The sequence below is a fragment of the Streptomyces sp. NPDC052107 genome, from assembly GCF_040680215.1.
Classification (GTDB): Bacteria; Actinomycetota; Actinomycetes; order Streptomycetales; family Streptomycetaceae; genus Streptomyces.
Genome location: NZ_JBFAWG010000009.1, coordinates 230,071 through 254,611 on the forward strand (window position 1 = coordinate 230,071; position 24,541 = coordinate 254,611).

At 70.9% G+C, this 24,541-nt stretch carries 24 protein-coding genes and 2 pseudogenes; 7 read left to right on the forward strand and 19 right to left on the reverse strand.

Annotated elements, in window-relative coordinates:
- The first annotated feature begins 94 nt into the window (after nucleotides 1–94).
- Nucleotides 95–289: a hypothetical protein gene (locus AB0M27_RS13350; RefSeq protein ID WP_323376250.1), complete on the forward strand. Its 195-nt coding sequence runs from the start codon at nucleotides 95–97 to the stop codon at nucleotides 287–289.
- Between the two features lie 2 nt (nucleotides 290–291).
- Here the strand turns inward: AB0M27_RS13350 and AB0M27_RS13355 are convergent, their stop codons facing one another.
- The 3 genes from AB0M27_RS13355 to AB0M27_RS13365 form a co-directional block, all read right to left on the reverse strand.
- The gene (locus tag AB0M27_RS13355) at nucleotides 292–1,455 is read right to left on the reverse strand and encodes a phosphodiester glycosidase family protein (RefSeq protein WP_365721040.1); all 1,164 of its coding nucleotides are present in this window, start codon (nucleotides 1,453–1,455) and stop codon (nucleotides 292–294) included.
- Nucleotides 1,456–1,611: 156 nt separating this feature from the next.
- Entirely contained in the window at nucleotides 1,612–1,971 is a 360-nt protein-coding gene (locus tag AB0M27_RS13360) for a DUF779 domain-containing protein (protein WP_365721042.1), read from the reverse strand.
- A gap of 105 nt (nucleotides 1,972–2,076) precedes the next feature.
- Nucleotides 2,077–2,424 (reverse strand): VOC family protein, encoded by a 348-nt coding sequence (locus tag AB0M27_RS13365; protein WP_365721044.1) that lies wholly within the window; start codon nucleotides 2,422–2,424, stop codon nucleotides 2,077–2,079.
- A gap of 520 nt (nucleotides 2,425–2,944) precedes the next feature.
- Here AB0M27_RS13365 and AB0M27_RS13370 point away from each other — a divergent pair.
- Entirely contained in the window at nucleotides 2,945–3,667 is a 723-nt protein-coding gene (locus AB0M27_RS13370) for a DUF2625 family protein (RefSeq protein ID WP_365721046.1), read from the forward strand.
- 16 nt (nucleotides 3,668–3,683) lie between these two features.
- Here the strand turns inward: AB0M27_RS13370 and AB0M27_RS13375 are convergent, their stop codons facing one another.
- The gene (locus AB0M27_RS13375) at nucleotides 3,684–5,144 is read right to left on the reverse strand and encodes a cytosine permease (RefSeq protein ID WP_365721048.1); all 1,461 of its coding nucleotides are present in this window, start codon (nucleotides 5,142–5,144) and stop codon (nucleotides 3,684–3,686) included.
- 91 nt (nucleotides 5,145–5,235) lie between these two features.
- Between AB0M27_RS13375 and AB0M27_RS13380 the strand changes: the two genes are divergently transcribed.
- Together AB0M27_RS13380 and AB0M27_RS13385 are read left to right on the forward strand one after the other, a co-directional pair.
- Nucleotides 5,236–5,868: a TetR family transcriptional regulator C-terminal domain-containing protein gene (locus AB0M27_RS13380; RefSeq protein WP_365721050.1), complete on the forward strand. Its 633-nt coding sequence runs from the start codon at nucleotides 5,236–5,238 to the stop codon at nucleotides 5,866–5,868.
- Nucleotides 5,869–5,906: 38 nt separating this feature from the next.
- Nucleotides 5,907–7,526, forward strand: a complete 1,620-nt coding sequence (locus AB0M27_RS13385) for an amidohydrolase (protein WP_365721052.1) — start codon at nucleotides 5,907–5,909, stop codon at nucleotides 7,524–7,526.
- 120 nt (nucleotides 7,527–7,646) lie between these two features.
- Here AB0M27_RS13385 and AB0M27_RS13390 read toward each other — a convergent pair whose 3' ends face one another.
- The 9 genes and pseudogenes from AB0M27_RS13390 to AB0M27_RS13430 all read right to left on the reverse strand — a co-directional run bounded on the left by AB0M27_RS13390 (nucleotide 7,647) and on the right by AB0M27_RS13430 (nucleotide 17,097).
- The gene (locus tag AB0M27_RS13390) at nucleotides 7,647–8,282 is read right to left on the reverse strand and encodes a VTT domain-containing protein (protein WP_365721054.1); all 636 of its coding nucleotides are present in this window, start codon (nucleotides 8,280–8,282) and stop codon (nucleotides 7,647–7,649) included.
- A 205-nt stretch (nucleotides 8,283–8,487) separates the two neighbouring features.
- Nucleotides 8,488–10,782, reverse strand: a complete 2,295-nt coding sequence (locus AB0M27_RS13395; RefSeq protein ID WP_365721056.1) for an FUSC family protein — start codon at nucleotides 10,780–10,782, stop codon at nucleotides 8,488–8,490.
- A gap of 1,199 nt (nucleotides 10,783–11,981) precedes the next feature.
- Nucleotides 11,982–12,413 carry an OsmC family peroxiredoxin gene (locus AB0M27_RS13400; protein ID WP_365721058.1) on the reverse strand — a complete coding sequence of 144 codons (432 nt, stop codon included), beginning with the start codon at nucleotides 12,411–12,413 and terminating at the stop codon, nucleotides 11,982–11,984.
- Between the two features lie 116 nt (nucleotides 12,414–12,529).
- Nucleotides 12,530–12,745, reverse strand: coding sequence for a hypothetical protein (locus AB0M27_RS13405; RefSeq protein ID WP_365721060.1), 216 nt, complete (start codon nucleotides 12,743–12,745; stop codon nucleotides 12,530–12,532).
- Between the two features lie 72 nt (nucleotides 12,746–12,817).
- The gene (locus AB0M27_RS13410) at nucleotides 12,818–13,027 is read right to left on the reverse strand and encodes a hypothetical protein (protein ID WP_365721062.1); all 210 of its coding nucleotides are present in this window, start codon (nucleotides 13,025–13,027) and stop codon (nucleotides 12,818–12,820) included.
- Between the two features lie 200 nt (nucleotides 13,028–13,227).
- On the reverse strand, nucleotides 13,228–14,136 hold the full coding sequence (locus AB0M27_RS13415; RefSeq protein WP_365721064.1) for an MBL fold metallo-hydrolase: 909 nt from the start codon (nucleotides 14,134–14,136) through the stop codon (nucleotides 13,228–13,230).
- 50 nt (nucleotides 14,137–14,186) lie between these two features.
- Entirely contained in the window at nucleotides 14,187–14,885 is a 699-nt protein-coding gene (locus tag AB0M27_RS13420; protein WP_365721066.1) for an alpha/beta hydrolase, read from the reverse strand.
- A 188-nt stretch (nucleotides 14,886–15,073) separates the two neighbouring features.
- Nucleotides 15,074–15,372: pseudogene (locus AB0M27_RS13425) on the reverse strand (AraC family transcriptional regulator); the annotation flags it as partial.
- Nucleotides 15,373–15,897: 525 nt separating this feature from the next.
- On the reverse strand, nucleotides 15,898–17,097 hold the full coding sequence (locus AB0M27_RS13430; RefSeq protein WP_365721068.1) for a cysteine desulfurase-like protein: 1,200 nt from the start codon (nucleotides 17,095–17,097) through the stop codon (nucleotides 15,898–15,900).
- A 108-nt stretch (nucleotides 17,098–17,205) separates the two neighbouring features.
- Here AB0M27_RS13430 and AB0M27_RS13435 point away from each other — a divergent pair, with 108 nt between their 5' ends.
- Together AB0M27_RS13435 and AB0M27_RS13440 are read left to right on the forward strand one after the other, a co-directional pair.
- Nucleotides 17,206–18,150 carry a LysR family transcriptional regulator gene (locus tag AB0M27_RS13435; RefSeq protein WP_365721070.1) on the forward strand — a complete coding sequence of 315 codons (945 nt, stop codon included), beginning with the start codon at nucleotides 17,206–17,208 and terminating at the stop codon, nucleotides 18,148–18,150.
- Nucleotides 18,151–18,425: 275 nt separating this feature from the next.
- On the forward strand, nucleotides 18,426–18,992 hold the full coding sequence (locus AB0M27_RS13440) for a hypothetical protein (RefSeq protein ID WP_365721072.1): 567 nt from the start codon (nucleotides 18,426–18,428) through the stop codon (nucleotides 18,990–18,992).
- Between the two features lie 87 nt (nucleotides 18,993–19,079).
- Here AB0M27_RS13440 and AB0M27_RS13445 read toward each other — a convergent pair whose 3' ends face one another.
- The 5 genes from AB0M27_RS13445 to AB0M27_RS13465 are packed head-to-tail and all read right to left on the reverse strand — an operon-like array spanning nucleotide 19,080 to nucleotide 23,898.
- Complete coding sequence (locus tag AB0M27_RS13445) at nucleotides 19,080–20,246, reverse strand: DUF169 domain-containing protein (RefSeq protein ID WP_365721074.1); 1,167 nt, start codon at nucleotides 20,244–20,246, stop codon at nucleotides 19,080–19,082.
- An 11-nt stretch (nucleotides 20,247–20,257) separates the two neighbouring features.
- The gene (locus AB0M27_RS13450; protein WP_365721076.1) at nucleotides 20,258–21,844 is read right to left on the reverse strand and encodes a hypothetical protein; all 1,587 of its coding nucleotides are present in this window, start codon (nucleotides 21,842–21,844) and stop codon (nucleotides 20,258–20,260) included.
- On the reverse strand, nucleotides 21,841–22,458 hold the full coding sequence (locus AB0M27_RS13455; RefSeq protein WP_365721078.1) for a hypothetical protein: 618 nt from the start codon (nucleotides 22,456–22,458) through the stop codon (nucleotides 21,841–21,843). The genes AB0M27_RS13450 and AB0M27_RS13455 overlap by 4 nt, the downstream gene beginning before the upstream one ends.
- On the reverse strand, nucleotides 22,455–23,282 hold the full coding sequence (locus tag AB0M27_RS13460; RefSeq protein ID WP_365721080.1) for an alpha/beta hydrolase: 828 nt from the start codon (nucleotides 23,280–23,282) through the stop codon (nucleotides 22,455–22,457). Before AB0M27_RS13460 ends, AB0M27_RS13455 begins: the two co-directional genes overlap by 4 nt.
- Complete coding sequence (locus AB0M27_RS13465; RefSeq protein ID WP_365721082.1) at nucleotides 23,179–23,898, reverse strand: hypothetical protein; 720 nt, start codon at nucleotides 23,896–23,898, stop codon at nucleotides 23,179–23,181. The genes AB0M27_RS13460 and AB0M27_RS13465 overlap by 104 nt, the downstream gene beginning before the upstream one ends.
- Here AB0M27_RS13465 and AB0M27_RS13470 point away from each other — a divergent pair.
- Nucleotides 23,875–24,234 carry a hypothetical protein gene (locus tag AB0M27_RS13470; protein ID WP_365721084.1) on the forward strand — a complete coding sequence of 120 codons (360 nt, stop codon included), beginning with the start codon at nucleotides 23,875–23,877 and terminating at the stop codon, nucleotides 24,232–24,234. The genes AB0M27_RS13465 and AB0M27_RS13470 overlap by 24 nt on opposite strands.
- Before the next feature lie 5 nt (nucleotides 24,235–24,239).
- Here AB0M27_RS13470 and AB0M27_RS13475 read toward each other — a convergent pair.
- A pseudogene (locus tag AB0M27_RS13475) lies at nucleotides 24,240–24,452 on the reverse strand (NAD-dependent malic enzyme); the annotation flags it as partial.
- Nucleotides 24,453–24,541: the final 89 nt, after the last annotated feature.

The following is a 24,541-nucleotide window of genomic DNA, read 5'->3' on the forward strand; positions in this document are numbered from 1 at the left end:
TTTGGGGGACACGTCAGCCGCCCGGAGGAACCCTCCGCTACGCCACACTTGCGGCCGGAACGCCACTCAAGGGGCGTGGCGGAGGAGGTTCCTGGTGGTCATTCCCGTCTCTGCGGTCCTGCTGCTCCTGATCCTGGCCGTGATCTTCATTCGCAACTGCTCGCTGAAGATCTCCCACGCCCTGGTCTGCTTGCTGCTCGGCTTCTTCCTGGCAGGCACGAGTATGGCGCCCACCATCCACAGCGGGCTCATGACGACCGCCGACCTGGTGAGCGGCCTGCGGCCCTGAGATCAGCCGGCCGAGAACACCCCGATGCCGTTCGCGACGGGGCGCTCGGCGCCGGCGCTCGGATGGTTGCGGACCGTCACGGCGCTCGCCCCGTCGTCGCGGGTGACCAGTTCCGTCGAGCCGCCGCCGTCGAGGTTGAACGCGTCGGACGCGCCCAGCGAGCGCATGGTGTCGGCCTCCTCCGCGACCGTCAGGCCCGTTCGGTACTGGGCGGCCCCGTCCAGCGCCAGGATCAGCAGCTGCCGTCCGCCGCCCTTGACGCCCACGACCGTGCGCACCGCCGAGGTGCCGTGGTCCAGGCCGGACAGCGCCTGGCCGTCCTCGAGGACGGGGAAGCCGCCGATCGCGAAGGCGTACGGCACCCCCGACGAGGCCGCCACCAGGCCGTGCGTCACGCTCACCGCGTCCCCGACGGACAGCTTGCGCAGCCGCTGCGCGCCCTCCTCGCGGCCCACCAGGACCGTGGTGCCCGCCGGGACCGGGCCGCTGCCCGGGGTGTCGGAGGCGGAGACCACATGGCCGCCCTGCACCTTCACCTCGTGGGTGTCGGTGCTGCACGGCGCCGACCGCTGGGTGTCTGTGCCGCACACGGCACGCATCCGGGACGCGCTGCCCCAGCGTGCGGTGAAGGCGCCGACGGAGTTCTCCGCGAGCGCGTACTGGTTGAGGCCCTTCAACGGGAACGTGCCGTCGGGCGTGTGCACGCTGCCGGTGAGGGAGAGGCGGTCCAGCCGCGCCCGCCGGTCGATGCCCACGCCGAAGACGTCCCGTGTGCTCGTACCCGGCGGCAGCGCGGGCCCGAACCGCTGGCCGTTCGGCACCGCCGCCTTGAGTACCTGCCCGTCCGCGATCGCCGGTCCGACGCTCGCGCCGGTGGCCTCGACACCCGGATGCTGGGTCTCGGTGATGTTGAAGAAGTCACCGTTGACCCCCGCGACCGCTCCGGCCGAGTCCGCCATCCGGGAGACGGTGGCCCGGGCCGCCACCGCGCCCGGGTACAACAGGTCCACGCGGACGTGCGGGTTGGCCAGGTCGACCGTGAGCAGATGGGCGTGTGCCGGACCCGCGGCCGCGTCGACGTCGAACTGCCGGTAGGTGACACCCGGCGCGATGTGTCTTCCGGCCGGTACGGCGCCGGCCGGTGCCGCCCCCGCCAGCACACCCAACGCCGTGACAACCGTGAGAACCGCTCTGCCCGCTGCCGGACGCCTGTGACGTCTGATCACCTTGCCCCCTGATGCCTCGTCAACTGTCCCTGCCGTACGGGTCGTCGTACGGGTCGTACGGGGCAGTGGACCAGAGGGCGGCGACCGCCGGGCCGACTAGGCGTCGACTACGCGAGAACGGGTGAGAAAACGCACCCCCTCGGGTGCCTCCAGCGAGAAGCCGCTGCCCCTTCCGGGTACCACGTCCACGATCAGCCGGGTGTGGCTCCAGGCCTGGTGCTGGCTCCTGGACATCCAGAAGGTGACGGGCTCGGCCACACCGTCCACCGTCAGCTCCGCCAGCAGCACGTCCGAGCCGCCGGTGCGGAACTCGCCCTCCGGGTAGCACATGGGCGCGCTGCCGTCGCAGCAGCCACCGGACTGGTGGAACATCAGCGGACCGTGCTCGGCGTGCAGCCGCCGCACCAGGTCCGCGGCCTCGGGGGTGAGTTCGACGCGCGGGACTTCCTCATCCATGGGTCACCCTCCTGAAGAGCCGGGCGCGGGTCGTCGGACCCGGCCCAGTCTCACGGATCGTCAGGGACCCGTCCAGAACGCCTCGTCGGCCGACCCGGATCGGGGTCAGCGATGGCTGAGCACGTTCACCACCCGGCCGCCCGGATCCCGCACGAAGAACCGCCGTACGCCCCACTCCTCGTCCGTGAGCGGATGCACGATCTCCGCGCCGCGCTCCCGCATCGCCTCGTACGCCGCGTCCACGTCCTCGACCTCGATGCTCAGGTCCGGGACGACGGGCGCGGTGCGGTCCTCGGTCATCAGGCTGAGCTGTACGGCCGGATTCTCGGCAGAGGCCAGCGTCATGATCCAGCCGTGGTTCATGACCTCTTCCAACCCCAGCACCCCATAGAACTCGGCGCTCTGCGGCAGCGCGGTCGACTGGAGGATGGGCACGACACGGCGTACATGCATCTCGCGGCTCCGCTGGTCGGTCGGCTGGTGCGGGAGAGGCCAGAGTAGCCCTGCGGCCGACTGGGTGGATGTGCCCATGCGTCCTTCGCCGTTCGGCCTGCCCGAGCAGCAGTCGCTGGGTCTCGTCGCGTACCCGGGCTTCGAGGAGAACGACGCGGCCGGTGCTACGTCGCCTTCGCGGACGGCTACGCGCACGGAAACTCCCTGTGGCCGGCCGGGTCCGCCGATGGGGCCCTCCGGGTGGTCGCCGGGGCCGCCCAGGAAACGGTCACGGAACGCCTGTGGCCGGCCTGGCCGGTGTGCACCCTGCACGGGCTCGGGATGCATGTGACCGAGGACGCCGGACGCGCGTCCTGGTGGTGCGCCGGGGGTACCCGGCCGCGCGGTCCGGCCCATGTCCGAGCCACGATAGGGGAGTTGGACACCGTTCACCGCCCCCGCCGACCGAACCGCAAGCGCCGCACGCCTCGCTGATGTGCCCGGTGCCGGGCCGCCGGACCCGGCCTGCGATCATCCTCGGATGCGAGAGATCGACGAGCTGGTCCGGGTGGACGATCCCGCGTGGCCGGAACTCCAGCAGGCCTTCGCCGCGAGCGCCGTACCCCTGCGTGTGCTGCCCGCCGACGCCGACGAGGGCCGCCGCTGTCTGCTGCAGCTCCAGGTCACCGCGCGCTCGGTGCTCGGGACGCTGACCCTGCACTGCGGCGGGCTCGTCCTGGACGACGGATGGGTGCGGGTGTACGGCACGGGTTCGGCCGCGAGCGGGCTGCCGAGCCTCGGCCGGGTCAACGCCTTCCCCGCGGAGCCCGACCCCGGCTGGTACCCGGCCGACGGGCTCGTCGTCGGTCATGACGTGCTCGGCGGGGTGTTGTGCCTCAACGGCCACGACCCGGCCCGCGCCGGCCGCCCGGGTGCGCCCGGACAGATGACGTACTTCGCGCCCGACACCCTGGAGTGGGAGGCGCTGGACATGGGGCACTCCGCCTGGGTGCGGTGGCTGCTGTCCGGCCGGCTGGAGACGTTCTACGACGGGCTGCGCCGGCCGGGCTGGCGCGAGGAGGCGGCGGCCCTCGACCTCGGGCACGGCATCACCGTCTTTCCGCCCCTGTGGACCGAGGAGGCGCACCGGGATCTCGCCGCGACCAGTCGGCGGGCGGTGGCGATGCGGGAGATCCTCGGAGTCGCCGCCGACTCCGCGCGGCAGCTCGGTCCGGCCGACCCGGGCTTCCTCGGCGAGGTGTGAGCCCGCGGGCCGTGTCTCACCCGGTGACGCGGAGCCTGCGCATCAGCAGCGCGTACACGGCCGAGGACACGATCAGACCCGCCGGCAGGGCCAGGTCGGCATCGCCCAGGGCGGCGGCCACGGGTCCGGTGTAGGCGGTGTCGACGCACACCGCGGAGGCGGCCACGCCCGCCCCGAGGGCAACCGCCCCGGCCCAGTTGAACCCACCCGTGTACCAGAAGGGAGCGTTGCGGGACTCGTCGCCGAGGGCGAGGCCGTCGTAGCGGTTGCGGCGCAGCAGGATGTCGGTGGCGTAGACGGCCGTGCTCGGGCCGAGCAGGACCACGGTCAGCTGCAGCACGTTGCCGACTGTGTCGAGGAAGTCCGAGACGAGCAGCGCGTACAGGGTCAGGGCGACGGAGACGGTGCCGTCGACGAGGACGCTGCGGGAGCGCCGGATGCGCAGGCCGACGGCCTGGAGGGCGAGACCGGCGCTGTAGGCGGTCAGCGCGTTGAGGGCGACGGTACCGAGGACCAGCGCGAGCAGGAACAGCGGGCGGAACCAGCCGGGCAGCAGCCGCTGCAGCGAGGACTCCGGTTCGTTCATGTCGACGGTGGTCGCGGCGAACGCGCCGATGCCGCAGACCAGGACGCTGGACAGGAAGCCGCCGAACGCCGTCCAGCCGGCCACCGCCCTGGCGGACGCGGTGCGCGGCAGGTAGCGGGAGAAGTCCGCGCTGGTGGTGTACGACAGCGGCCCCGAGGCGATGAGGGCGACACCGGCCAGCAGGGTCGCCCACAGGGCGGTGCCGCTCAGCGGCCGGTCCGGGACGTAACCGAAGTCGGCGTGCCGCACCACCACGAAGCCGACCACGGCGAAAACTGCGGTCAGGGCGAGGGTGATCGGCACATAGAGCCGGATGATCGCGGCGTGGCCCCAGACGCTGATGGCCAGGGTGACCGCGGCGATGAGCACCACGACGAGGGCCTTCACGCCGGTGTTCACCGGCAGACCGGTCCGGGCGACCAGTGAGAAGGCCGCGGTCGCCGCCGCGGCCAGGTTAAGCGCGAAGTAGCACACGGAGATCATCCAGCCGGTGACCGCGTTGTTGACGCGGTTGCCGAGTACGCCGTACATGGCCCGTGTGATGACCTCGCTGGGTGCGCCCGCCGCCGGTCCGGGGATCGCGAGCAGCCCGGTGAGCAGCCAGAACAGGTTGCCGACGACGATCACCGCCATCGCCTGCCACAGGCTCAGGCCCATCAGCACCAGCGCGCCGCCGACGACCAGGCTGAGGTAGTTCACGTTGGCGGCGGCCCACACCGAGAACAGCTCGCGGGGACGCCCGCGCCGCTCGGAGTCGGGGATGTGGTCGATGCCGTGCGCCTCGATGCCGCCCGCCCGCTCGGGAGCCCCGGTCATGTCGGTGTTCTTCCCGTCCGCCGCCATGCGGTGCGCATGTGCGTCGGGGATCGGATCGGGGAGCGTGGACGCCATGAGGTCCTCCGGGGGCGGTGGAAGCGGCGCGGGCGCTTATTGGGCGCCCGACCAGTTGCTTATTGGTCGAACACTCAATAGCATCGTCGGTATGTCGTCAAGCGTTCAGCACAAACGGATTCGCAAGGACCCGGCCGCCCGGCGGGCGGAGATCGTCGACGCGGCCGCCGCCATCGCCCTCTCCGAGGGCCTGGAATGCATCACCCTGCGCCGCATCGGCGAGGAAGTCGCAGTGCGCCCGGGGCTGATCAGCCACTACTTCCCCTCGGCCGAGGACCTCGTCGCCGAGGCGTTCGGCAGCGCCGCGACCGCCGAACTCGACCGTCTGCTCCCCGCCGAGCGCTCCGTGGGGAGCCCCACCGGGCACCTCGCCCGCTTCCTCGCCTACACCTCGGGAGAGGCGTACGACGCCGTCAGCCGGCTGTGGATCAACGCCCGCCACCTCAGCCGCTACCGGCCGGTGCTGCGCGAACGGGTCGCCGAACAGGAGGCCGCCTGGCGCGGCCGCCTCGAAGACCTGATCCGGGACGGGGTCGCCGCAGGCGAGTTCCGTACGGACGACCCCCTGGCCGCGACCATCCACATCCTCGTCGTCCTCGACGGCCTCGGTGCCCACGCCAACACCGTGACCCCCGACCGGCCGGCCGCGGTGCTGCGCATGCCCGTGACGACCGCGGAACGGGAACTGGGCCTGCCGCCCGGCGCCCTGGACCACACCGCCTGACCCGTCCTGTCCCACCGCCCTTCTGCAGAGGAGCCCCCGTGCCCGCCGATCTCGTCCTGCTCTCCGCCCGGCTGCTCGACCCCGGCACCGGCGAGCTGCTCCCGCACACCGCGCTCGCCGCGCAGGACGGGCGGATCGTCTTCCTCGGCGACGACCGGGACGCCCGCGCCCTCGCCGGGCCCGGCAGCACGGTCGTGGACCTGCGCGGTGCGGTGGTGACCGCGGGGCTCACCGACGGGCATCTGCATCCGGTGTCCGGCGCCGAACGCACCATGGGCGTCGACCTGTCCGGCTGCCGTGACCTGGACGCCGTACGGACCGCCCTGGCCGCGGCGGTACGGCAGCTGCGACCGGGCGCCTGGCTGCGCGGCTGGGGCCTGGACCCCAACGTCTTCGGTGCCGCGCCCGTCGGCAACGCGGCCCTCGGACCGGTCCTCGACGGGATCCCCGCCCTCATCGACCTGTTCGACGCGCACTCGGCGCTGGCCGGCGACCGTGCCCTGGAACTCGCCGGCATTGACGGTCCGCGCCGGTTCGGGCAGGGCTCCGAGATCGTCTGCGACGCAGACGGCCGGCCCACCGGCCTGCTCCTGGAGGACGCCGCCTGCGAACTCGTCGAGGCCGTCGCCCCCCGGCCCACCGAGGCCGAGGTACGGGCCCGGACCGCCGAGGTGCTGCGCGCCATGGCCGCCTCCGGCCTCACCGGCGGCCACGCCATGGACGCGAACGGCGACAGCCTCGCCGTCTACACCGCGCTGGAGGCCGAGAACGCCCTGCCGCTGCGGCTGCGGATCGCCCCCTGGTGCCGGCCCGAGACGGACGACGACGCCGTGGCCGAGCTGATCCGGCTCCAGGGCACCGGCGGTGCGCTGTGGCGGGTGGCGGGCGTGAAACTCTTCATGGACGGCACCATCGACAACGGCACCGCCTGGCTGGAGACCCCCGACTGCCACGGCGAGTCCGCGCACGCCTACTGGCCCGACCCGCAGCGCTACACCGACGTCCTGGGCGCCCTCCACCGGGCCGGCGTGCCCACGGCCACCCACGCGATCGGCGACGCGGCGGTCCGCCATGTGCTCGACTCGGTGGAGAAGGCACAGGCGGAGAGCCCGGGCGTCGTACGCCATCGCGTCGAACACATCGAGACCGTCCCGGACGACACCGTACGGCGGTTCGGGCCGCTCGGCGTGGCCGCCTCCATGCAGCCCACGCACTGCTGCGAGTTCACCCGCGCCGACCACACCGACAACTGGTCACGGCGGCTCGGCGAGGAGCGGGCCGGGCGGGCGTTCCGCTGCCGGGACCTGTGGGAGGCCGGGGCACGGGTCGTGCTCGGCTCCGACTGGCCCATCGCGCCGTACCCGCCGCTGAGGGTGATGGCCGGCGCCCGGCACCGCCGCCCCGCCGACCTCTCCCTGCCGCCGCACGGCCCCGACCAGGCACTGACCGCCCTGCAGGCACTCCAGGGCATGACCGTCAATCCTGCCTGGGCCGCGGGGGAGGAGGACCAGGCGGGTCGGCTCGCCGTCGGTCACCGGGCCGACCTGACGGTGCTGGCCGACGATCCGCTGAAGGTGCCCGACACCGATCTGGCGGGGCTGCCGGTGGTGCTCACGGTCGTCGGGGGCCGGGTCACGTACCGGGCGGCGGGGGGCTGAAAAGGACGGGCTAACTCACTGCGGTGCGGCAGCGCCCGAAGGGGCGCACAGAACTGCGCGAGCAGGCACAAGGCCGCCGCAGACGAACGACGTCACAGCGCGGCACTCACAGAGGGGCGCTCAGCGGCGGGCACGCCCTTCGCGGCGGGCGCGGCGCGCCTCGAGCAGGAGGGGCAGCATCGACAGGACGACCACCACGGCGACCAGCGGCAGCAGATAGTCCTCGATGTGCGGGACGGACGTGCCGAGGCTGTAACCGGCGAGGACGAGCAGCTGCGACCACAGCACTCCGCCCACGGTCTGCCAGAGCGTGAAGGGCCGCACGGGCACCCCGAGCACACCGGCCACGGGGTGCAGCACCGTCCGCAGTAACGGCACGAACCGGCCGATGACCAGCGCCTTCCCGTAGCCGTACCGGGCCAGCAGTGCCTCGGCCCGGGCGGCCGCCGCCTTCACGCGCCGGCTGGAGGTGCGGGCGAGCAGCGCCCGTCCGCCGTGCCGCCCGATCAGGTATCCGACCTGCCCGCCCACCACCGCCCCGACCGCCGCGCACAGCAGCACCTGCCAGAGCGCCAGCCGGGGCGGCTGATGCGCACTGCCGGCGCACAGCACGCCGGCCGGGAACAGCAGGGTGTCACCGGGCAGGAAGAAGCCGACGACCAGCAGACCGGACTCCGCGAAGATCACCACCAGGACGCCGATCGCGCCGAAGGCGGCCAGCACCGAGGCGCTGTTCAGCGGATTGACGGCTATCACCTGGCCGCGCCTCCCGGCCTGCTCGCAGGGCTGCTCTGCTCACCAGCATCGCCCGGCCCCCGCGAAAACGCCCGCCCCGGCGCCGTACCCGTGCACGTGCCGTGCCTGTCACCGGCTCCGTGCGCCGGCCAGGCCCGGGGGCCCGACCTGGCCCGGGAGCATGCGCCGGTGCGCTCGCACCCGCCGCGAAGTGCCGCCGCCAGTCTCAGGCTGAGCCGACGACGGCAATCCGCGCGTCAGCGGCACCGGCCGCCGCCGCGATGGACACCTGAAGCCGGCGGGCTGCTTCCAGGTGGTCACCGGTCCAGAGGATGCGGACACCGGTCGCCGTCGCCTGCCCACCCGCATCGTGCAGGTCACGGCGAACCGCCGCGACCAGCCGGGAGCTGATCTTCGGATCGGACTCCAGCGGTTGGGGCACCGGTCCTCCGCTCTCCAGCCCGTCGGCCAGGCTCTGGTACCACCGCGTGATCCGTTCCGCCATGATGATCAGTTCCTGCTGTGCGGCGGCGCGGTCTTCGAGCAGCACCCGGTCCGCGGACCGTCGCCACAGCTCCAGGACCGCGTCTGCGGCCAGGCGGAGCCCGACAACGCCGGTGACCAGGGTCGTCATCCCGTCCAGGGGAACAGCCTTGGGTCCGCGCTCGGCCAAGTACGTCCGGAAGGCGTCGTCCAGTCGCCGTGCCGCGGCCGCCGCCTGGCGGCCTTCCTGCGGAACCTGGACGGCCGTGGACCCGTGAACGCAGCAGGACACCGCATAGTCCACCGCGGCGAGCAGGTAACGCGCACTGTCGGTGTACGCATCCGCCAAGGCTTTGCCGACCGCGGCGGAGGCACCGCGCGGCCAGAAGAACAGGCCCACGACCAGGCTCACGGCACAGCCGAGCGCGACGTCCTCGATGCGGAACAGGATGAGGGACACGCCGGCAGGCTGGGCGATGTTGAACAAGATCACCAGCGTGAGTGTGAACGCCGCCTGCCCGGCAGCGAACGAGACCGCGGCCGGGACGACACCTGAGATCATCACGGCGATCGGCAGCAGGATCCACAACAGGGTCGTCTCATGGCCGATGAGCTGGAGGACACCGGCGCCCAGGACCGAGCCGACCAGCGTGCCGCCGAGGGCCCGGAAGACGTTCTGCCCGGTGTTGAGCGCGTTGGAGCGCAGCACCGACAGGGTGCCGAGCAGGACCCAGAAGGCGTGCTGGACGACGGTCACGTCGGCCAGCACGACCGCGATACCCAGGCCGACGGCGCCGCGGATGCTGTTGTGCAGCCAGACCGAGTGCGGTTCCACATGCGCCGCCGCGCGCTCCGTGGCGCTGGTCAGCGGGCCGGTCGGCGCCCCGGGCACCCGGCCGAGGAGGCGGTCCGGCCAGCCGCGCTGGTGCGCAGCCCGGGCGGTGTCGACGTTCTGGGCGATCTGCAGGACGACGAAGGCCACCTGCTGGGCCCGGAAGGACACGTCGAGGCTGTCGACGAAGGTGTCGTGGTCGAGCGCGCCGCCTTCTACGGGGGCCGGCGCCGGCAGGCGGCCGGCTGCCCCGTCCTCCAGCGCGGTCAGAGCCTCCCGAAGTTCCGCCGCCCCGGCCGGCAGCCGGTCCGACGAGCCGCCTGGATCGTCGAGCAACTCGGCCGACAGATCCAGCACCGCCGCAGCGGTCTTGCGCACCTGCGACGACTCCGGGGTGCCCAACGGGCCGTGCTCCACCGTGGGAGCGGCCTCCGCCAGGATCGCGGTCAGCCAGGTCAGCTCGTCGACCAGGCGGACCAGAGCGCGGGACTCGGTCGACAGGCCCGTGGGCCGGTAGGGGGTGGACGTGAAGGCCCGCTGCAGCTTCCGCGTGCTCGACTCGGTCTTCTCGGCGCAGGTACGGCACTCCCAGAACGTGGGGGCGGCGGATCGCCCCGCGAAGTGGTCCGCGTCGGCGCGCAGCTGAGCCGCCGCCGCGCGGCAGACCTGCGCCGCCGGTGCACTGAGCGGATCGGCCTGCGACCTCGGCCACAACAACCAGACCGCGAGCATGGACGCCCCAGCCGCCAGCACCGCACCGATCAGTCGCTCCGGCAGCTGCGACAGCGGCGCCGGCGCCGACACCGGCAGGACGAACGCAAGCAGCAGCGACGTCGTGGCACCGGCCAGGACCGAGCTGACCACGCCCGAGAAGAGCACGGCGAAGCCCACCAGGACCGTGGCCACCATCGCGGTCCAGACCGACCGTGTCGCGAGGGTGCCCAGCGAGACCAGCACCAGCCACGCGACGGCGAGAGCCGCGTGTGCCCGCAGCCGCTGGGCCATGGGACCGGTGAACTCGACGAACAGAAGCATGGCGAACGCGCCGAATGCAGCAAAGGTGCCCGCGACCGGCGCTCGGAAGATCTCGGCACACAACGCGAAGAGGAAGGGCATCACCACTGCGGTCCTGGCCGCCCGCCGCGTGGCGGCCAGGTCAGGATCCCGGCGGCGCAACCACGCGGTGAGCCGACGCATCTGATTCATCACAATCCGCCTCGGTCGGTCAGTGGCCCGGTGACCAGGTGGGGCCGCTCAGGGGGCTTTCCGCGTACCCGTCCTGGCCGCCACGCGGCGAGCGCTCGCCGAGGCGAACAGGGCCAGGACAGCCAGAGACGACGAACACCAGGGACGGCGCTCCGGATCGCTCGTGGGGAGGGGTCGGCGGCACGACTGCCCAGCAGCATCACGGTGGGCGGTCTCCTCCGGTGCGGGACCAGCGCGGCGGCAACGGCCACCCCGGCCGGCACGAAGAGGCTGGGGCCGCCGGGCAGGACGGATGCCGAGCCGGCTTTGATCTCGGGGGAGGCTCGCGAGCGCCCGCGGCTCGGGAGCCGATGTCTCGCGCGGCAGCACGACGCCCAGGGTCCGGATCGCGCACCCTGCGAGCAGCACGAGGTGGATGAGCAGGCAGGTGGCGGATGGGCAGCCCCGCGATCAGGGAGCCGAGCGCTGTCCCCGTCCCCCGGGGTACGGCGCCGGCCGGCGTGCCGCGCTTTGCGTCGATGGCCGGCATCGCCGCGCCGAGCGCGGCACCGGTCGCGAGTCCCTGTCCCCTCCGTGCCGCGGTCAGGACAAGCACCCCGTCAACTGCGGTGAACGGCACCATGGCCACGATCTGGGTGCCGAGTGACACCACGAGCACGGGACGACGCCCGATGTGGTCCGGCAGCCCTCCCGGCACGAGCAAGGCCGGCACGGACACCGCGTAGATCCCGAACACCACGGTGGTTGTGATGAGGGAGAACCCCCGTCGGGCCTGGAACAACGAGTACCGGGGCGTCGGCGCGCCGGACGAGGCATGCATCAGGACGGTGATCGACGCGATCGGGACCGGCACCGGGGTACCGGACAGCCGCGGGTACCGAGGCGCCGCGGGTACCGGAGCCGAGGCTGCTCTCCCCCGCCTCGGCACTGTCGAGGGCATCACGGATGTCCTCGACAACGGCGGTGAAAGGCCGCCGCGTGCTGAGGACGTGCCGATCGAGAGGGAACCGGGGCACGCATTCGCTCATCAACATGTCAGGCGCCCTTCCAGGGATGCCGCCGCCTCGACGGGCTGCGGCACGATGACGCCAGATCGCACGGACGCACCTGCGGGCAGGCCTCGTCGAGCAGGCCCAGGGCACGCATCCGAAAGGCCCGCGCGCCGCCGCCGCGCAGAACGACGTAAGGGTCGAAGGCCTTCACACACCAGCGAGAGTCGCCTGCAGAGTGACCTCGGGGACCGCCGCCAGCGCACGGCTCACCGGACAGTTCGCCTTCGCCGACTCGGCGAACTCGCGGAACCTGTCCGCTCCGATCCCAGGGACCCTGCCCGTCGTGACGAGCTCGATCTTCGTGATCGTCGGAGCGCCGTCGATCGGCCGCAGCGTCACCGCGGCATCGGTCTCGATCGACTCTGCGGGGAAGCCCGCGTTCGCCAGCTCGTTGGCGAGCGCCATCGAGAAGCAGGTGGCGTGGGCCGCACCGATGAGCTGCTCCGGGTTGGATCCCGGGCCGCCCTCGAAGCGGGACTTGTACGTGACGCCCCCGTTGATACTGTCGCCGGCGGTGAAGTGGCCGGACCCACTGGGGATATCGCCGTTCCAGATCGCGTGTGCCTTCGAGACAGGCATGTGTTCTCCAAGCGCCCAGGACTGCGTTGTTGCAGCCGTCTATGAAGGAATCATTCGTGACAACCCACGGTCCACGACATCACCTGTCAAAGTGAGCGGGAATCATTCTGATGGAGCTACTGCTCCTTCTTCACCAGGACGCGGATGTACGTCCCGTCGCCGTCGACGTTCGACAGCTGGTCCACCGGCATCTCGTGGACGAAGGCGGCGGTGTTCTTGCAAAACATCGGGATGTCCGGCACCTGCTCGATGTCCATCAGCGTCGCCGCCGGATCCCGGGCAAGCCCTTTCGTGTCCCTGAAGGCGCCGGCCGCGGCATAAACGTCGATCATCTGCACTTTTCCATCTCCATCAATCGGAGCGTTGGCAGCAGACGGGGCCAGTGCGTCCAGCCGCCCTCACCGTCACCGAAAGGCGAATATGGTGAATGCCGCGAGTTCCGCGTTGGACGGCGCGCTCGCCTCGAAGCCGTAGTACCGGCCGTACTTCGGCCGCATCAGGTCTATCGCGTCCTTGGCCACAGCAGCCAACTGCGCTGGGAACCAGGCCGAACGGGCTCCCTGCGAAGGGTCGACGAAGTCGGTGATCGGGTGGGCCGTGAAGGCCCGGGTCACCGCGTCCCAAATGTCCCGGTGATAGCCGAGCTCGAACCGGACATCGGCGCGGGAGCCGACGTTTCCGTGGCCGGCCGAGAGGAAGATCCGTGGGCGAACGCGCCGTGCACGAATACGACCGTCGGAGATTCGGACACAGGACTCACACCTTGTCGAAAGGGATGGGGAGGGCTGGTTTCGGATCAGGGCGCGACGGCCGGTCAGTCGAGGAAGACGCTCCACGCGACGGCGTTGAGATTGTCGGTGAGGAAGATGTCGTGGCCGCCGAGGCGCAAGGCCCAGGAAGTCGGCATCAGCTCGGCCGCGCGGGCGACGACCGCGTCCATCCAGACCTTGAGCTCCGCCTGCCGGTTGTCATGCGGAACCCCGGCGTCGGCGGCCGCTTTGCGCAGGTCCACCTCGCCGAGCGCCTGGATGGCGCAGGTGCGCAGGTCCCGGATGTACCCGCGATTGGTCTGCACGTCCTCCGCAGTCCCGAAGAGGGCCATGTGACCTGAGACGACGGTTTCGAAGTCGTACTCGAGCATCTGGTCCATGGCGTCGAAGTACGCAGGCACGTGCGGGGAGAAGACAAGGCGGAAGAAGGGGGCGTTCTTGACGGTGAAGCTGTCGATCGCCGTCAGGATCTTCTGCTCCGGGAGGTGGATGAACAGGTTTCCCGCCTGGTGCCAGTCGCCCTTGTACTCGAGGACGATCCGCTCCCCGTCGACGTTCAGCTCGGTTCTGGTTCCGCTGAACGTCTCGTTGGGCACGAGCCGGTGGTGGTCGTGCGCCTCCTCGACGTACCGTGCGGTGGCTTCGTGGGAGATCACCTTCAAGCCGTCGCGCGCCAGCAGGTGCGCGGAGCCGATGTGGTCGGCATGGGCATGGCTGTAGATCAGATGGGTGATGGGCTTCGACGTCACCTCCTCGATGCCCGTCAACAGCCTTCCCTCCAGGTCCGGAGGGGCGTCCACGACGACGACGCCCCTCTTCGTCACCAGGAACATGGTGTTCACCATCCCGCTGGTGATGCCGTAGGCGCCGCCGCCGAGGTCGGTGACGCGATAGCCGGAATCGGGGATTTCGGGGCCTCGAGCGAATTCCGGAACGGGCGCGAATTCCGTCATCGATGATGTCCTTTGTGAGGGGTTCCCTGGTCGGGGCGGGTTCTTGACCGCTAGTGGGTCTGCTCGGAGATCCAGGACGCCGCGAACCTCGTCCAGGTGGCAGCGTCGCCGGAACTGTCGGCGAGACCGAGGCTGTGCGGGCCGTGGGCGAAGACGTGCACGGTGTGCGGGACGTCGTGCGCGGCCAGCGCCGCGGCGAGGCGGTAGGTGTGCTCCGGCGGGACGTAGATGTCCTCGGCGGTGTGCCAGAGAAAGAAGGGGGGCGACGCCGCGGTCACCAGCGCGTCGAGCGACGTCGCGCGGCGCAGGTCCGGCGGAGCGTCCTCGCCGAGCAGGATCATGCGCGAAGGCCGGTACGTCTCCGTCTCCATCGACGTGATCGCATAGCCGAGAACGGCGAACTGGACCGACTCGCGCGGGTCGCGGCTCGGTGCGAGAGCGGCCAGCCCGGCAAGATGCCCGCCGGCCGAGAAGCCGACCAGCCCGATGCGGTCGGCCCCCTGTTCGCGTCGGCGCCGGATCTCGGCACGCAACGCCAGGAGGGGCTCAGGATGGCGCACGTTCAGGGGGTACCGGAAGACACTCGCCGACAGCCCCAGCCCGGAGAGCCAGGCGGCGATCGGCTCCGCCTCGTGCGCGGCGTGCGCCGCGTAGCCCCCGCCGGGCAGCACGATCAGGTGCGGCGTCGCGGACCGGACCCGTCCAGCGTCCCCACGAGCCGACTGTGCTGCTGCGCGCCGATCGCTCACGGCCAAACCTCCGGCATCCCCTCGCGGACGCCGCACCCGGCCCTCATCCGCGAGGCTGCACCCAGGCCATCACCTCACCGAGGTCCTCGCCATCACGCGAACAGGTGAGGCCGGCGGGGGGCGCACCCCGACACCACCCTTCGCGGACGAAAACCCAGGTCACCTGCATGGCCGTGCCTCGGCTGCTCCTACACTCCCAGGATCAGGGTTCCGGGCTGCGCTCTGCTACCGCTGGATTTCCTCGTGCAGCGCCGTGCGGCAGGCGGCGGGGTGACGCCGTAGGCGCGGGTGAACCACCGGGTGAGATGGGCCTGATCCGCGAAGCCTGCCTGGGCGGCCGCAGTCGACGGTGCCGTGCCCTCGGTCAGGAGGGCGCGGGCTCTGCGCAGCCGCAGATCGCGGTGGTAGTCGCTGGGTGCGAAGCCGTACGCCGTGCGGAAACGCGGTACAGCGTGAAGCGACTGCACCCGGCCACCCGAGCCAGCTCGCTCCGAGCGTGCCGGAACTTGCCGCACTCACCGGACTCGCACCGGACCAGGTGCGTCAGGAGTTGCGCACCCTCCACGGAAGTCATGATGTGGTGCTGGATCCCCAGGACAACGACCACGTCGTGATGGCCCACCCCTTCGCGTCCGTGCCGCTCGGCTTCTCCGTCATGGGAGCACACACGCTGTGGTGGGGCGGTTGCGCCTGGGACTCGTTCGTCATGCCCCACCTGCTCCGGGACGAGCCCGACGTCCTGGTGGCCACCCGCTGCCCGGCCTGTGACACCCACGGTTCCGGGCACGGCTGCGCGGGCTGGCCCGGGCGCTGCATGCGGCGCACCCGGCAGCGCCGGCCTGGCAGTTGGTCACGCTGGCCGATGGCGCCGCCGCCGAGTGCCCACTGCAGGGCAGTGGCGCTCCCGCCCGCGCTGCCCGTGCGGTGGCGATGCTCGCGATCGACGCGGCGGCGCGGGAGCGGGAATGACCGCGCCGGTGGGCAGCCAGGCGCCTCTCCGGATCCGGCGAGATCAGAGGAAGTCGACGAGCCCGTCGAGGAAGCGGGCCACGTCGTCGGTGGTGTTGTAGGGGGCCAGGCCCGCGCGCAGGGCTGGGTTTTCGAGCTTGAGCGCGGTGAAGGGTTCGTAGGCGTAGAACGACCCGGCCGGTGCCACCACGTCGCGCGCGGCCAGGTGTTCCTGGGCCTCGCGGGCGTCGCGGCCTTCGATGGACATCAGGAGCGTCGGGGTGCGGTCGGCGGCCTTCGAGTGCACGGTGATGGCGTCGCCCAGGGACTCCAGACCCTCCTGCAGCCGTGCGCGCAGCGTCAGTTCGTGCTCGTGCACGGACTCGAGGGAGCGGGTGAGGCGCTCCCTGCGCGAGGCCCCCGTGCCCGGGTCCAGCTCGGCGAGGAAGTCGACGGCGGCGGTGGCGCCCGCCAGGATCTCGTACGGCAGCGTGCCGAACTCGAAACGTTCGGGCACCGTGTCGGAGGACGGCAGGAGCTTGTCCGGGCGCAGGGTTTCGAGGAACTCGGGTGCCGCTGCGAGCACCCCGCAGTGCGGTCCGAGGAACTTGTACGGCGAGCAGACGAACACGTCGGTCCCGAGGGCGGGCACGTCCACGAGGTGGTGCGCGGCGTAGTGCACACCGTCCACATACACCAGGGCGCCGACTTCATGGGCGCGGTCGGCGATCCGGCGGACGGGCGGCTTGGTGCCCAGCACGTTCGACGCCGCCGTGACCGCGACCAGCCGGGTCCGGGGCGTCAGGGCCTGCTCGTACGCGTCGAGGTCGAGCTCCGTGGTCTCCTGGACGATCTCGATCCAGCGGACCGTCACTCCGGCGCGCTCGGCGGCCTGGATCCAGGGGCGGACATTGGCGTCGTGGTCGAGGCGGCTGAGGACGATCTCGTCGCCCGCGTTCCAGGTCTTGGCCAGGTGGCGGGAGAAGTCGTACGTGAGCTGGGTGGCGCTGCGGCCGTGCACGATGCCGTTCGCGGGCACGTTCAGCAGGTCGGCGTAGGCGGCGCGGAAGCCCGCGACGGCGCGCTCGGCGTTGAGCTCCGACGGGCTGACGGTTCCCCGGTTGGACAGGGGGCCGGTCAGCGTCGCGGCGATGGCGTCGGCAACGGGGAGGGGGGTCTGCGTTCCGCCCGGACCGTCGAAGAAGGCGAGCCCGGTCGCGAGGGAGGGGAAGTGGGCCCGCAGGGCGGTGAGGTCGATGGCCATGGTCTCGGCTTTCTGTCGGGCGGAGTGCCTGGCGTCGCGGTGCCTCTACTCTGGCGTCGACCCCGAGACACGTAAAGCGATGGATCCCGAAGAGAAAGTTCATGAACCATGAAGTCTCAGCCGGATCTGAAGCTCCTGGCCACCTTCCTGGCCGTCGTACGCCACGGCTCGATGGCCGAGGCCGCGGCCGAGCTCGGCTACGTGCCCTCGGCGGTGTCCCAGCACATCGCCGCGCTCGAACGCGACATGGGCGTCGAACTGATCACCCGCCGCCCCGGCAGCCGGCTGATCCTCACCGCGGCCGGCCGCTCCCTCGCCCAGGCGACCGAGACCCTCTTCGACGCGACCGCGCGCTTCCAGGACGCGGCCCACGGCATCGCGAATCGTGAGATCGCCGAACTACGCGTCGGGACCTACCCCAGCGCCATGACCTACCTCCTCCCTCAGGTCTTGTCCACGCTCAGGGCTCGCCGCCCAGGTCCCCGGATCCGTCTCGTCGTCGTGGAGACGGACGAGGGGGTGCCGAGAGTGCAGTCGGGGGACATCGACCTGCTCGTCGCCTACCGCTACCTGCCCGAGGATCCGCCGGCTCCATCCGGGGCGTTGACGATCACCGTCCTGGGGCGCGAACCGCTCGTCCTGGTCACGGGTGCCGAGCCGGGGCGCCGACGCCCGGTGGATCTGGCCGAATGCCTGGAACGGGAATGGGTCTCGGGCCACGCCCACAACCCCGACCGGCGTCTGCTGCACCGCTGGGCCGGAGAGCTCGGGATCGCGCCGCACGTGACGTTGGAGACCGAGGACCTGCACAGCATGCTCGCCATGATCCGAGCGGGCCTCGCGGTGGGCCTGATCCCGGCCACGCTCCTCGGAGCAGGACACGACGCCGGAGTCGAGAGGGTGGTCCTGCCGTCCGGGGTCGCGCCGCTTCACCGGGAGATCCTCGCCGTCAGCAGACCCGGTGCCCGCTCCCCGCTCATCGACGAACTGGTCACGCTCCTGGCCGGTGCCGTGGACAGCGCGCGGTCGGCAGGGGGGACCACAGTCCGGTGATCACGTAGGCGACCTGGTCAAGGGATGCCGACAGGTCCAGTGGTCTCTTGGCGGGCATCTGCACAACCCGGGTCCACTCCCGCTTCGTCGACTCCACCCCGTACGGCACACCACACGTGCGAGTGATGCATTCTGCGACGGCCAGTTCTCCTGACACAGTGATCTTGAGACCCCACCACTCGTTGTCGCTCCTGCCCGGGTCACCGCTGTGCCAGGCCTCGGTAAACCCCAGGTGCTCTGCCTGCGCCGCCCGCAGCCTCTCCCGGTACTCGTCCATGGCCGCCGCTGTCCGTCGTCGCATACACCTTCCCCAACTCCTCGGCGATGCGGTCGGCAATGCAGGCGAACGGTGCGCCACCCGACTCGGTCACGTCGGCGCGATGGTCCATGGCCGGACCGGAACCCGTACGCCGGACGATCCCGCCCACGAGGACCTGTTCGCCATCGCGGCTCGCTGGCGCCAGCCTCTCTTCATCCAACCGCGGATCCCGTCGCACGAGCTGCGCGATGTCGCGCACCGAGGCCTGGATCCACCGGTCGACCTCGGTCTGGCGACCTTCTGCGGAGGCTGGCACTTGGAGGCGGGTCCGGTCGCACTACGGCTGATCCTGCGGGGCACGTTCGACCGCCACCCCGACCTGCAGCCGGTCCTCGGTCACTGGGGCGAGATGCTGTTGTCCTGGATGGACCGGGCCGACAGCCTCTCCGGGAACGCGAAGCACCTCGAACGCCGGGTGTCGGACTACATCACGACCAACATCCACATCACCAGCGACCCTTCGGACCGCTCCAAGATTGCTTCCGGCACCGCGGAGACTCTGTTCCGGCTCGGCCCGGCCTGACAGCTCGCGGTCGTTCGACAAGGCGCACTGAGTCGACCGAGGTCGCCGGCGGCGGTGCGTTTCTCGCCGGCCCCGACGCGGAGTAACTCAACGGGGTTCACCTCCCCGCGGACGGAGTCCTGACTGCGTAGCCTCGTTGCGTAGGCGCAACACGACGCAGGAGACGCCGTCGCGGCACGCCGCACCGTACTGAAGGCGTGCGTGAGTGGGAGCCGGGTTCCATCGCGGCGCGGTGGTGAGGCGCCGCGCAGCCGTACTTCCCCAATACTCCACCGTCGGCACGGACTTCGATGCCGGTTCCGCCGGGGCCGACTCGCAACCGCTGTGAACTGTTCGGGGGCGCCCCCGCTGCGACGCGCCGGGGATCGTGCGCCACACCCGCCGCAGGGGGCCACCGCCGTCGTCGCGGCCGTCGTTTTGGTGGGCGTCGGCAGGGCAAACCGAAGCTCGGAACGGTCGGCAGGTCATGCCGTTTGGGGCCTGAGACTGTGAGTTCCCCTCCCGGTGGCGCTGCCGGGAGGGACGCCGCCCTCGACACAGGACGCGTGGGACAGGGACTCTCGCGGGCTGGTCAGTCGAGCGCGGCGAATCGCCGGCGGTCGGTGGCGGCATAGCCGGCGGCCGCCTGATCGCGGCAACGGCCTGCCGCAGACGGTCGACGACCGCGGGCAGGCTCGCGGCGGGCAGCGCGCAGGTCATCTCCTGCGCGGGGAGGCCGGTACGGGCGCGGCTGACCGCGCATCCCGGGCTGACCGCGATTTCACCGCTGTAGGCCAGCGGAATGATCTGGCATTGCGGCCTGGTGGCGAGCCGCAGGTCCGGGCATGCGCCCTGGAGGGTCATGAGCGAGGAAGGCGAGAGCCGGACGAGCACGACGTCCGGACTGCTTGCGTCGGCGAGCGGCTCGTAGCGGATCGACGTCGGCCGGAACGGCAGGCGTGCAACGAGGTCGAAGTCTGCTGGGCTGATCCATCCACTGCCGATCAGGGCGGCGGTGTCGGCCCCGGACGCGGCGGTGGCCATGTCGATCAGGCCGTGTGTGTAGCTTCCGGTGCTGCAGTTGGCGTGGTCCGCGGCGCGCGTGTCGAGGGCTTGCCGCTGCGCGGGTTCCCAGAAGCAGCATCCTGCGGGCTGGGCGGGGAGCCTCCTGGCACTGGAGGTGGCGGGTTGTGTGCCGAAGGTGATCGCGACCGGCGGGTGCGCGAGGCCGAGGAGTTCGATGAGCGGGGCCGCCCAGGCGGACGCGGTCGTCATAGAGGCACCTTTCAAGTGCGGGGACTGCTTTGCCGGGGACTGCCACCCGGGAAGGCGACCCGGATCTGATGGTCGCCGACGTCGAGGTCGAGCCGGATGGAATGGCCACCGGTGATGTGCCAGCCGGTCGAGTCCTGGTTGTCGACGGTGACCGAAACCCCGGCGGTGCTCGGGAGTTGATCGATGGTGAAGCTGGTGGGATTTCCTCGCCGGGAGGGTGTGCCGGCCGTGGTCTCGATACTGAGGACGCGGTCGGCCATGTCGTTCTGGGCGCGCCGGATGCCGAGGTCGGGGTAGTCGGCGCCGCGGAGTCGCGGTTCCGAAGTCGCCACGAGCCGGGGTTCGTTGAAGATGCGCCACCAGGCTCCCGGGCCGCCGCTCTCGGCGAGCATCAGCGTGGCGTTGACCTGCCCGCGGGGCCAGGTGGAGTCGTAGCCGAACCAGAATGCGAAACGATCGTTCTCCTCGCCGAAGAACCGGGGCTGGTATCGACTTTCGACGAACTCCCGGATGCGATCCTCGGTGGCGGTGTCCTTCACCTCGTGTGCCATCCACAGGGCAGTGCCGAGGTGATTGGGGTCGGGGTGGAGCCTGCTCAGCGGTAGATCCGGGTCGGACCAGCCCAGCCGCCGCATCGCCAGGTCGTAGATCCACAGGGCGAACTCGCGGTCCTGCGGATACAGGTACAGCAGGCAGGGGAACACGCCGTGGGCTACTGAGGGTCCGGGCAGGGAATGGAGGCGTTGCTCCATCGGGTCGTAGTAGAGCGCGAAGGTGCGCAGCTCGCCGGAGCGGGTCAGGCTCATGTAGTGCCGGCGCGGGTAGTCGATCCAGCGCGGGAACGGCTCGCTCAAGGTGGTTCCGAGCTGCGCGTCGTAGAGTTTGAGGCCGAGCCCGGCGGCGCTGACGCAGAACGGCCAGATCTTGGTGTTCTCGCAGTGCGGGCCCTGGGGGCGGCTGCGGAACTGGGCGGAGATGAGTTCCGCGATCCGCGCGTGGGTCCAGGTGAACTGGCGGTTCTGGTACCCGGTGATGTCGAGTGGTCGGTGCTCGGTGGCCTCTCCGGAGACATAGCGGCGTATGCCGAGGAGAAGGTTCAGCCAGCCCCGGTAGAAGACGTTCCCGTCGGCGCCGACCGGGTCGGGCTGCAGTCCCCACGGCTCGAGCCCGTTTCCGGTCCATCCCGGTGGTGCGTAGAGGCCGCGAAGCGGTTCGGGGATGAAGGTCAGCCACGCCGGGGGGTAGCGGTCCACACCGGGGTCAGGACCGATCAGTGTGCACCAGTCCACCGCGCCCCAGAAAGAGATGTAGCGGCGGACGAGTTCGTCCGCGATCCGGGTGTAGACCTCCCGCCATGCCGGGGTTGCTTCGAGCATGACGGGCAGCACGTATGACATGTAGTGGAGGTCGAACCGGGGGAAGGAGCACATGGGCGGCGCGGTGTAGCGGTCCCACCACGGGTGGGGTTCACCCTGGTCGCTCCAGTCGTCCGGGGTGGTCGCCTTGTCCCATGTGAACCGCAGCCAGCCCAGAGCGCGGTTGCTGAGCCCGGGCATGGGCGCCGTCGCCTCAGGGGTCTCGGCTCGGGTGCTCATCATGGCTCCCGGAGCGGTTCGCCGTTGGCCCCGCGTACGATCCACAGTTTGGCCCGCGCGTTCCAGGCCCCGGTCCACTGCGGGTCCAGTTGCCGCACAGCCGGCTCGACGGTGATCTTCTCGGCACCGTTCGCGGCCGGGTCGTGCGCCACGTAGGCGCCCGGGAGGGCCTGCCGGGGAGGACCGGCCCCGCCGATGGGCACCACGGTCCGGATCAGGCCGCGGAACCACATCAGGAGCAGATGGTTGCCCTCGACGCGGACGGTTCCGTGAATGCGGTCGCGCATGATGGCGTCGATGGCGTCTGGCGACGTAAGGTCACGAAGCGCGTGACCGCTGCTGGTGAACCGGACCGCGAAGTCGGGCGCTGCGGCCCGGCCCGCCGAGGTGGAGACGTGGCGCCGCTGACCGTCGAAGTCCCAGTGTCGTGCGGGACCGTCGTCGGCGGAGATCTCGACCGTGAGGCTGCGCGTGATCTGGGACCGGACCGGTGCGCTGAACCGCGACGCCAGCACCAGCCCGTGCCCGAGCCACCACAGCAGCAGCCGCAGCCCGGCGGTCGCCGCCGCATGTGACGCTCGCTGCTGCCTGTGCGCCTGGCTGGTCATGTCCATCATGGGGCCTTTTCTTCGCCGGCGCCGGACAGGAAACTGTGGACCAGGGCGGCGAATTCCTCGGGCCACTGCCAGAGGAAGCCGTGTCCGGAGTCGGGGTAGATCCTGACGCGTGCGTTGGGCAGGTGTCTGGCCAACAGCCAGGAGTTCGGCGTCGGGATCATGATGTCGTTGTCACCGTTGGCGATCAGAACCGGCTGGGTGATCCCGGCCAGCCGGGCCAACTGGGACGGGTCGGGGATACCCCATTCGGTGATGGCGTCCATCTGGGCGTCGCGGGCCTGCAGGCCGGCGGGCTTGTCCCGGTCTTCGGTGCGGGAGGCGCGCCGCTCCAGGAACTCCCGGCCTTTTTGCTGGCTGGTCGGGGTGACTTCGAAGAACAGGGAGAGCAGATCCTCGGGATGGTTGTCGGCGACGTTGGCGAGGGCCTGGACGTCGTTGATCCAGCCGTGCATCAGCACGCCGCTGCGCGGCCCGGTGCCGGCCAGCACGAGACGGCGGACGAGTTGGGGACGGATCAGGGTGAGTTCCTGGGCGACCATTCCACCGATGGAGAACCCGAACAGGTCGATCCTGGACAGCCCGAGCGCCTCGACGATGGTGATGGCGTCGCGGGCCATCCCGGTGATGGTGGGCGGCACCGTCCCGGTTGACAGGCCCTTCGATGAAGGGGTTCTGTCGCGGCGTGCGAACGCCGCGCTGAGGGAAGGCGGTTGCTCAACGTCAGGCAGCCTGGGTGCTGGGCGCCGGCCGGTCTGTACGGATGGCCAGCAGGAGCGCGGCACCTGCGGCCCACAACGTGAGCGTCGCCAGCGGGGCGAGGACATGGGAGCCCTGAAAGTAGCTGAGGTCGGCGACGGCGCGGACGGCGGCCCCGGGAGGCAGCAGTGCCGAGAGTGTCCGGGCAGCACCGGGCATCAGGTCGGTGCCGACCGTTGCGCCGCTGGTGGAGTTGCCGACAGTCAGGAGCAGCAGCGTGGCGAGGGGAATGCCCAGGGGGCCGAGGTATGTGGCCAGCAACTTCGTGGTGAAGGCTGCGGCGGCGGCCAGCAGGGCCAGTACGAAGGCAAGAGGAAGGAACGGTGCGGGGACGGAGCCGAGGACGGGGCCGGCTATGGCGGCTGCGACCAGGCCTGACGCCATGGAGAAGACAGTCACGAGGGCGAAGCGATGCCGCAGATGCAGCAGACTGCTCAATCCCACCACGTTCTGGGCGAGGACGAATCCGGAGAGGGTCACTCCGAAGGAGACGTAGAACCCTGCCATGCCGCGGGCGTCGTACCGGTTGAGCGGCACGACGTCGGAGACGGTGACGTGTTTGTCGGCGCCGTTCGCGTAGGCCGTGACGAGCTTCGTGACCGCGGTTGTCGTTGACAGGCCGTTCGCGCTCGCGACGTCGAGCTTCAGAGCCGTGCCGCGGTGCACCTTGCCGAGGGCGGCCATCACATCGCGATGCCGGAGTGCGTCGCGTGCCTCGTCGGGCGAGCCGGCGCGCCGGACGTCGATCGAATCACCCAGAGCGTGCTGGACCCTGTTTGCCAGCTGCGGCCCCGTGACCGCCACGGGTATCCGGTGCGGCTGGGGATCTCGCATGAGACCGATGTAGCAGCTGACGAACGCGGAGACGATGACCAGGCCTATGAGGAACGGTTGCAGCCAGGCCCGGACGGGACTGCGGCGCCGGTGGTGCGGGGCCTGATGCAGGGGATGCACTGTGTATTTCTCCGTGACTGGTGGCAGATCGATGCCCACATGACCGTCTGTGGTGACACCACTTGAATGGTTCATCGCCGGGCCACACCTTCGAGGCTGGCGGCGGTGGCGACACCCTGGGCGATCGCGGGGACCACCCGCGGGTCGAAGGGGGAGGGGACGATGTGGTCGGGGCGCGGTTCGTCGACGACCACGGAGGCGAGGGCATGCGCCGCGGCGAGTTTCATGCCGGGGGTGATGCGGGAGGCGCGGACACGCAGGGCTCCGGCGAAGATGCCGGGAAAAGTTGTGATGACGCCGCTTCGCGGTGCCATCGTGGCGGGATGAGAATCCTGGGGTGCTTCGGCGGTGGTGGGACATGAGGTTCACCCGC

Coding starts and splice junctions, on each gene's coding strand:
- AB0M27_RS13380 (WP_365721050.1), top strand. CDS start 5,236: ATGTCGTCAAGCGTTCAGCACAAACGGATTCGCAAGGACCCGGCCGCC.
- AB0M27_RS13435 (WP_365721070.1), top strand. CDS start 17,206: ATGAAGTCTCAGCCGGATCTGAAGCTCCTGGCCACCTTCCTGGCCGTC.
- AB0M27_RS13375 (WP_365721048.1), bottom strand. CDS start 5,144: ATGGCGTCCACGCTCCCCGATCCGATCCCCGACGCACATGCGCACCGC.
- AB0M27_RS13370 (WP_365721046.1), top strand. CDS start 2,945: ATGCGAGAGATCGACGAGCTGGTCCGGGTGGACGATCCCGCGTGGCCG.
- AB0M27_RS13440 (WP_365721072.1), top strand. CDS start 18,426: ATGGCCGCCGCTGTCCGTCGTCGCATACACCTTCCCCAACTCCTCGGC.
- AB0M27_RS13445 (WP_365721074.1), bottom strand. CDS start 20,246: ATGACGACCGCGTCCGCCTGGGCGGCCCCGCTCATCGAACTCCTCGGC.
- AB0M27_RS13365 (WP_365721044.1), bottom strand. CDS start 2,424: ATGCATGTACGCCGTGTCGTGCCCATCCTCCAGTCGACCGCGCTGCCG.
- AB0M27_RS13360 (WP_365721042.1), bottom strand. CDS start 1,971: ATGGATGAGGAAGTCCCGCGCGTCGAACTCACCCCCGAGGCCGCGGAC.
- AB0M27_RS13465 (WP_365721082.1), bottom strand. CDS start 23,898: ATGGCCGCCCTCGGCAAGGTGCACCGCGGCACGGCTCTGAAGCTCGAC.
- AB0M27_RS13395 (WP_365721056.1), bottom strand. CDS start 10,782: ATGAATCAGATGCGTCGGCTCACCGCGTGGTTGCGCCGCCGGGATCCT.
- AB0M27_RS13400 (WP_365721058.1), bottom strand. CDS start 12,413: ATGCCTGTCTCGAAGGCACACGCGATCTGGAACGGCGATATCCCCAGT.
- AB0M27_RS13460 (WP_365721080.1), bottom strand. CDS start 23,282: ATGTCCTCGCCCCGCTGGCGACGCTCACGTTGTGGGCCGCAGGTGCCG.
- AB0M27_RS13415 (WP_365721064.1), bottom strand. CDS start 14,136: ATGACGGAATTCGCGCCCGTTCCGGAATTCGCTCGAGGCCCCGAAATC.
- AB0M27_RS13430 (WP_365721068.1), bottom strand. CDS start 17,097: ATGGCCATCGACCTCACCGCCCTGCGGGCCCACTTCCCCTCCCTCGCG.
- AB0M27_RS13450 (WP_365721076.1), bottom strand. CDS start 21,844: ATGATGAGCACCCGAGCCGAGACCCCTGAGGCGACGGCGCCCATGCCC.
- AB0M27_RS13405 (WP_365721060.1), bottom strand. CDS start 12,745: ATGATCGACGTTTATGCCGCGGCCGGCGCCTTCAGGGACACGAAAGGG.
- AB0M27_RS13455 (WP_365721078.1), bottom strand. CDS start 22,458: ATGATGGACATGACCAGCCAGGCGCACAGGCAGCAGCGAGCGTCACAT.